This window comes from Nostoc sp. CmiVER01 (assembly GCF_034531135.2).
GTDB lineage: Bacteria > Cyanobacteriota > Cyanobacteriia > Cyanobacteriales > Nostocaceae > Nostoc.
In genome coordinates, this window is record NZ_JAVRBU020000059.1 from 1 (window position 1) to 784 (window position 784).

The 784-nt window shown below is 59.8% G+C and carries 1 protein-coding gene and 1 pseudogene; both read right to left on the minus strand.

Annotated features, from left to right (window positions below):
* Positions 1-630: hypothetical protein (locus tag RMZ43_RS35960; RefSeq protein ID WP_428851022.1), on the minus strand; the 630-nt coding region annotated here is incomplete at its 3' end.
* 33 nt (positions 631-663) lie between these two features.
* A pseudogene (locus RMZ43_RS35965) lies at positions 664-711 on the minus strand (hypothetical protein); the annotation flags it as partial.
* Positions 712-784: the final 73 nt, after the last annotated feature.

The window sequence follows — 784 nt, forward strand, 5'->3', positions numbered from 1 at the left end:
CCCAAAGCTGGTATCGACACTCCCATCACTTTGCAGCCGCGCCGCGACCAGACCGCTGTCATCGGCGCCATAGAGCACCACCTTTCCATCATCCTGCAACGCAAGACTGCGGGCTTCATCGCCACTCCCCGTATCCACGGTAACGAAGCCGTTGCTGCCAAAGCTGGCATCCATGCTGCCATTGGCATTGAGTCGCAGCGCCTTGAAGTCCACCGCACCGGCGCTAGAGTTGGCACTATTGTAGCCAACGGACGCCACGATCTTGCCATCCGGCTGCAAGACCAGGCCCGTCACCTTGTCATTGGTGCCTGGGCCAAAATTGGTCGCCAGAACCACTTTACCGCCGTTACCAAACGTGCTGTCGAGCGTACCGTCACTGTTATAGCGAACGAGCCCCACCTTGCCGGTGATAGCGTACCGCCCGACGACGCCACCGACGACGATCTTGCCATCGCGCTGAACCACGACCGCGTTAGCGTCATCGGCGTCGCCCAGGTCGGTGGTAAGAATACCGTTGGTACCAAAGCTGCCATCAAGGCTGCCGTCGGCGTTGTAGCGAACCGTCAGGAAGTCCGGGGACGCCGTGGTAATCGTGCGCCCCACCACCACGATCTTTTGGTCCGGCTGCATAGCCAGGCCCGCGGGTATCGTGGCGCCACCGGGATTATGGGTGACCTTGCCGCCCGTGCCGAAGCTGGGATCAAGGCTTCCTACCTGGGCGAACGCCGGCTTCCATTTCTAAAGAACCGATCGCCCAATTTCGAGTAGTATTTAATACAAATGG